We start from the raw sequence: 6,283 nt of genomic DNA on the forward strand, positions 1-6,283 counted from the left end.
TACAATCAGCATCACTCAAATTACCCAATACTAATGCTTGTACAAACGAACAGCCGGTTAATTTTCTTCTCCTCTTGATGAAACCGCTGCTAATTGCTTACTTACTTTCCTTAACTTGACGCGTATGCTGCGAGGCACATTGCCCGAGTGGATACTACTCTGTCATTGCGAGCCAGCCGTAGGCTGCGTTGCAATCTCATGAAATAATAATAAACTCCTGAGGTTGCTTAGTCAATTACTACGTAATTTCTTTGCAATGACGTTACCTATTCACACTTAAATTTAAGCGTAGGGATTATCATAAAAATTAGTATCTTCACCTGAGAATATAATTATCTTATCTCGATTGGTATTATTTATAAATACCTTATGATTAAGATCTGTTACTTTAACACTATTATGTAATCCTAAGATTAATGCCCCAATATTACCTAGGCTTTTAAACGTGACCCGCTGATTAGATCCAATTGTTATTTTATCGGGGGATATATTAATATTTGCTATTTTACTTTCTTTGGTAAAACCTCGGCATGGTTGTTAGAGCAGGGAAGATATAGATATATTGTAGGGGGTAATAAAGTTAATAAGATATAAAAACACGTGAAAAAGCAAAGAGAAGAAGCCGTTTTATACCTGAGAGAAAGAGTAACTTATCTATGGGAGTCCCTCAAAAAAAGTAAGTGATCAGCCGAGTCTTCATGCAAAAATCTTGTGGCAAATAAAAAGATTAGAGCAGAAGATAGTAGAATGATCATCTTACCAAGATGAACAATTTGCAAGTAGTTCAATAGAATATGGTATTACTGATAATCAGAATATAGGAGTACATTTTTTGTACAAAGAAGATAAATTTTTGAATGAAAAAAACATAAGCACTGATGCTTCTATTTATTATCAATTGAAGCTATTTGAAGATAAAGATTTTGTTATTTCTGCTCAGCCTAAAATTTTAATGAGTAAGAGTAAAAAACTTAAAGAAGATTTGTTAGGAGAGATATCTTTACTAATGGGAATGTCTAAAAATATCCTCTCTGTTACTATCTTTAACCAAAATATATTGAGCTTCAGACATTCAATGAATCATCTCGGTTCTAAGAAGATGTATTATAATTTTTCTACTTGTGAAGGGATTAAATTGAAAAACGGCATAATACTTACAAGTTTTACACAATACCATACTCGACAAAATTACGGCTATGTATATGATAGTTCAGTTTATGAGCAGCTAGGAACTGCAAAGATAATTAATTTCGGTAAAGAGAATAGAAATTCATTAATGACTCAAATCGGTTATTTTTGGGATCACAGTCTTGTAAATAAGAAATATAAAATATCAGGTATAAGTTTTGCAGCATGGTTAGATGTATAGCTGAAGATGTAATCTTAAGAAGAATCAAAGATAAAACTTATTGGGCAAAAACAAATCATTAGTTTAAAAGCTATTATCGAAGAAGCAATTATTGATCATGAGATAATGATTGATAATGAAAATAAAATATTGCCGCTAATAAGCAATATTTCTTATATTAAAATTTATAATTATTCTTATATACAAGCTTATGTAGTGAATGGTTATTTTATATATGCAGATGTTCACGGTAATAAAATAACTGCTATAAATGATCTCAAAATATTGTTTGGTAATAATAATATTTTTAGATCATAATGCTAATCAAGAAATATTATTTTTTAAATTATTAGAAAAAAATTTTGCTCATTATAACTAGTATCAAAGTACAATATGCTCTTGGATTTAAAGTTGGACCAATGATTGCTAAGAATATTAATTATACCAATAAAGTAATAATATTTTTTGTCGTGTTCATAGCCACATTGATTTATCTGCCGGTTTTATTTCATGTTGCTAATAATATAAGCTATTGTTTGCAAAATATTTTAAAATCCCTGTTATTTATAAGGGTAGTAAGGGAATTGCCTTCGGTATGATTGCACAGATTGAAAAGCGTATTCAGTGTTATACCGTGGTTTGACCACGGTATCCAGAAAGTAGTTAAAAATACTAATATTGGTATTTTTAACTGGATCCCACGATCAAATCGCGGGATGACAGAGATAGCATCGCTTTGCAAACAATGCCTTGCCTAGACAACAGATCAAGTAGCATCCAAAATAATCAGGTGGAATCACAAATTTCTCAGAATGAGGAAAAAGCTTTACCGGTCTATACAGTTTTAGTACCGTTATATAAAGAATTAAGTAAGTTAAGGTCAATAATAAAAAATATTTCATTAATTATACAAAAGATAAGCTAGACGTTAAAATTATTATCGAAGATGATGATTATCTAATGATTAAAGAAATAGCCTTATATAATTTACCGTCTTATTTTCATGTTATATTTGTTCCAAGAAGTCTACCAAGAACTAAAAACCGAAGGCTCTTAATTATGCTTTAGAATATTCACGTGGTGAGTATCTAGTAGTATATGATGCTGCAGATAAACCTGAACGTGAACATCTACTTAAAGCTCTAACAACGTTTAGAAGTTTATCTGATGAATATGTTTGTCTTCAGGATAAGCTCAATTTTTATAATAAAAATGAGAATATTTGAACCAAAATGTTTAATATAGAATATAGTTTATGGTTTGAATATATCTTGCAATGATTAAGTTTATTAAAACTTCCTACCCCTCTTGGTGGTACTAGTAATCATTTTAAAATGGATATATTAAATAAGCTTGGCGGATGGGATGCTGATAATGTAACGGAAGATGCCGAGCTTGGTATAAGAATTTACTCACAGAACTATAAAGTAGCTATCCTTGATTCCTATACTCTAGAAGAAGCTCCGAATAGTTTAGGTAATTGGCTAAACCAAAAATCCCGCTGGATTAAAGGTTTGCTGCAAACATTTTTTGTATTTAAAGCACAAAAAGATAAATACCGAAAATTTACTTTACCTCAAATAATAACAATTTATATTTTTATCGGCTTATCTACCTATAATTTTTGGAGTTTACCTTTTATAATATTTTCTATTGTTATAAATAAAAATTCTATAATTAATTATTTATGGCTTGTTAATAGTATTTTTTCACTTTATATATCTTTATAGTACTGCTCTGTATATATTAAAGAATTCTTTAAAAAGCAGAAAAGTAAAATTTCAGGATATAGTAGCTTTGATCTTATGGGCTAGTTATTTTATGTTACATACCGTAGCTTCATATAAAGCAGTATTTGAAATAATTTTCTGTCCTTTCCAATGGCACAAAACTAACCACGGCACAGTTTAGAGGATTTTGAGAAAGAGTAGACCTCTTGTATAAACAAAGAAGAATTTGAAAGAGGTCAGTAAAAAAATTTATTCTTGCCCCTTGAACTAGCAAAAATAAAATATATATAGTATGTACATTTAAAGATTTAATAATTGGAGGTGAAAATGTCTTTTAAACCATTACATGATAGAATTGCAATAAAGCCTATCGAACACGAAGAAAAAACTAAAGGTGGAATTATTATTCCTGATACCGCAAAAGAAAAGCCGATGCAAGGTGAAATAGTAGCCGTAGGTAACGGTATTCGTAATAAAAAAGGTGAAATTCATCCTTTAGAGCTAAAAGTAGGTGATAAAGTTTTATACGGTAAATGGGCAGGTACCGAAATTGAAATTAAAGGCGAAAAACTGATCGTTATGAAAGAAAGCGACGTATTTGGTATTATTAATTAATTATTTTTTAAGGAGAAATTAAATATGGCAACAAAACTTATTAAACACGGTTCAAAAGCTCGTGAGCAAATGCTAGAAGGCATTGACATACTTGCAGATGCAGTAAAAGTTACTTTAGGTCCAAAAGGCAGAAATGTACTTATTGAGCAATCATTCGGTTCACCGAAAATTACCAAAGACGGTGTGACGGTTGCGAAATCGATCGAGTTAAAAGATAAAATTAGAAATGCAGGAGCTCAGCTATTAAAATCAGCTGCTACAAAAGCTGCAGAAGTAGCCGGTGACGGTACTACTACAGCTACGGTACTTGCTAGAGCATTAGCTCGTGAGGGTAATAAGTTAGTCGCAGCGGGCTATAATCCTATGGATTTAAAGCGTGGTATGGATTTAGCGGTAAACGCAGTAGTAGAAGAAATTAAAAAATCCAGTAAAAAAATCAATAGCCAAGAGGAAATCGCACAGGTTGGTACTATCTCTTCAAACGGTGATAAGGAAATCGGTGAGAAAATTGCTAAGGCAATGGAGGAAGTCGGTAAAGAAGGCGTGATAACCGTTGAAGAAGCAAAGAATTTTAGCTTCGATGTTGAAGTAGTTCACGGTATGATGTTTGATAGGGGTTATCTATCACCATATTTTGTAACGAATTCCGAGAAAATGGTTGCTGAACTTGAAAATCCTTTCATCTTACTATTTGAGAAAAAATTATCAAATTTACAACCGATGTTACCTATACTTGAGGCTGTAGTACAATCACAACGCCCGTTATTAATTATTGCTGAGGATGTTGAGGGCGAAGCTCTTGCAACGCTCGTAGTCAATAGATTACGTGGTGGTTTAAAAGTTGCAGCAGTAAAAGCTCCAGGTTTTGGTGATAGAAGAAAAGCAATGATGGAAGATATTGCTATCCTAACTAAAGGTGAGCTTATTACTGAAGATTTAGGTATGAAGCTTGAAAATGTGAGTATTAAAAGTCTAGGGACGGCGAAAAGAGTAACAATTTCTAAAGAAAATACCGTAATTGTTGACGGTAACGGTGATAAGAAAAATATTGAAGATAGGGTATTACAAATTAAATCTCAAATAGCTGAAACTACTTCTGATTATGATAAAGAAAAACTACAAGAGCGTTTAGCTAAACTTTCCGGTGGTGTTGCCGTATTAAAGGTTGGCGGTGCTACGGAAGTTGAAGTGAAAGAGCGTAAAGATCGTGTTGAAGATGCACTTGCTGCAACACGTGCTGCAGTTGAGGAAGGTGTTGTTGCCGGTGGCGGTGTAACATTACTTCATGTATCACAAACTTTAACAAAGCTTAAAGTCGAGAATAAGGATCAACAAGCAGGTATTGAGATAGTAATAGAAGCTTTAAAGGATCCGCTAAAACAGATTATTGAAAATGCCGGTGCAAACGGTGGTGTAGTAGTTGGTAAATTATTAGAACATAAGGATAAAAATTATGGCTTTAATGCTCAAGATATGCAATATGTCGATATGATTAAAGCAGGAATTATTGATCCGGCTAAAGTAGTGCGTACTGCACTTCAAGATGCTGCTTCCGTTGCTTCGTTAATTATTACCACGGAAACTTTAATTGTTGACGAACCTTCTGATAAAGAAGATTCAATGCCGCCAATGCGTGGTGGCATGGGCGGTATAGATTTCTAAGTCTATATCTCCATAAGATAGGTTATGCAATAGGTCGCATAAACTCGTCTTGTTGCATAGCTTGTTTCCATCATTGCGAGGAGACATTGCTGTATGGATCGGTTTTACCGTCGTCAACCCCGTCCGTGGCTTGACCACGTGGTTTAGTTAAAAGTACCAATATTATTAGTACTTTTAGTTGTTTTACTAGATGCCGTGGACAAGCCACGGGGTGACACCGGATGCGTTTTGTGGTCCACGCAGGCATGCCTGTTTATAATAATGATTTTAATAACGTACCGTACAACATATTATCAAGTCCCAGTAAGATACTGAAAAACTGATGTATGCAACAAATGGGTTTTAAAGCAATTCTTTGTTTAATTTGAAAATAAATTCTAATAAAACTCTTCCTTAAAAAATAAAATATAGAGTTTCTTATAATTATTTCAATAAATGATTACAAATATTTTTAATTAATTACAATGGCTCAACCTTTGGCATTTATCCTATGAAACTGTTAACAAAATAATTTTAAAGCTCATTAAATTCTTTTTAATTGCAAATTATAAGGTTTTTTTTTGAAATAGGGATAGCTATCTTCTCAAAAATCTTATTCAATTACCAATTACAGTTATTTTGTTAACAGTTCTATATAGGAGATCAAAAGGTTTAAAGCAGTTTTGCCTTAATTATTAAGAATAGATTTCTTGTTTAAGCTATAGGCACGCTTAATATATAATATATATTCGTTTAAGTCCCTATCGGGGATGAGAAATCCCTTCGCCTAAAGGCGAAGGGAAGATATAATGAAGTTACCTTGCAACTAATTTATAAAGAGATATGAGGAGTTATAGAAAAAGTAGCCATAGCCAGTATGATTTGAAAGTACACATTATATGGATACCAAAGTATAGAAAGAGGGTATTAACGAGAAAGGTAGCGGAGA

The 6,283-nt window shown here is 32.5% G+C and carries 8 protein-coding genes; all 8 read left to right on the top strand.

Going from position 1 to position 6,283, the window contains the following annotated elements; all coding sequences use genetic code 11:
• The first annotated feature begins 832 nt into the window (after positions 1-832).
• Positions 833-1,369 (top strand): hypothetical protein, encoded by a 537-nt coding sequence (locus ACKTSD_RS03160; protein ID WP_412707976.1) that lies wholly within the window; start codon positions 833-835, stop codon positions 1,367-1,369.
• 105 nt (positions 1,370-1,474) lie between these two features.
• Positions 1,475-1,666 carry a hypothetical protein gene (locus tag ACKTSD_RS03165; protein WP_412707977.1) on the top strand — a complete coding sequence of 64 codons (192 nt, stop codon included), beginning with the start codon at positions 1,475-1,477 and terminating at the stop codon, positions 1,664-1,666.
• A gap of 290 nt (positions 1,667-1,956) precedes the next feature.
• The gene (locus ACKTSD_RS07825) at positions 1,957-2,106 is read left to right on the top strand and encodes a hypothetical protein (RefSeq protein ID WP_456237192.1); all 150 of its coding nucleotides are present in this window, start codon (positions 1,957-1,959) and stop codon (positions 2,104-2,106) included.
• A gap of 32 nt (positions 2,107-2,138) precedes the next feature.
• Positions 2,139-2,273 (top strand): hypothetical protein, encoded by a 135-nt coding sequence (locus tag ACKTSD_RS03175; protein WP_412707978.1) that lies wholly within the window; start codon positions 2,139-2,141, stop codon positions 2,271-2,273.
• A gap of 409 nt (positions 2,274-2,682) precedes the next feature.
• Positions 2,683-3,078: a glycosyltransferase family 2 protein gene (locus ACKTSD_RS03180; protein ID WP_412707979.1), complete on the top strand. Its 396-nt coding sequence runs from the start codon at positions 2,683-2,685 to the stop codon at positions 3,076-3,078.
• Between the two features lie 327 nt (positions 3,079-3,405).
• The gene (locus ACKTSD_RS03185) at positions 3,406-3,693 is read left to right on the top strand and encodes a co-chaperone GroES (RefSeq protein ID WP_014412487.1); all 288 of its coding nucleotides are present in this window, start codon (positions 3,406-3,408) and stop codon (positions 3,691-3,693) included.
• 24 nt (positions 3,694-3,717) lie between these two features.
• Positions 3,718-5,355, top strand: a complete 1,638-nt coding sequence (gene groL / locus ACKTSD_RS03190; protein WP_412707980.1) for a chaperonin GroEL — start codon at positions 3,718-3,720, stop codon at positions 5,353-5,355.
• An 822-nt stretch (positions 5,356-6,177) separates the two neighbouring features.
• The coding region (locus tag ACKTSD_RS03195; RefSeq protein ID WP_412707982.1) for a transposase at positions 6,178-6,283 on the top strand (106 nt) is incomplete at its 3' end.

Source organism: Candidatus Rickettsia kedanie (assembly GCF_045865205.1).
GTDB classification, from domain to species: domain Bacteria; phylum Pseudomonadota; class Alphaproteobacteria; order Rickettsiales; family Rickettsiaceae; genus Rickettsia; species Rickettsia australis.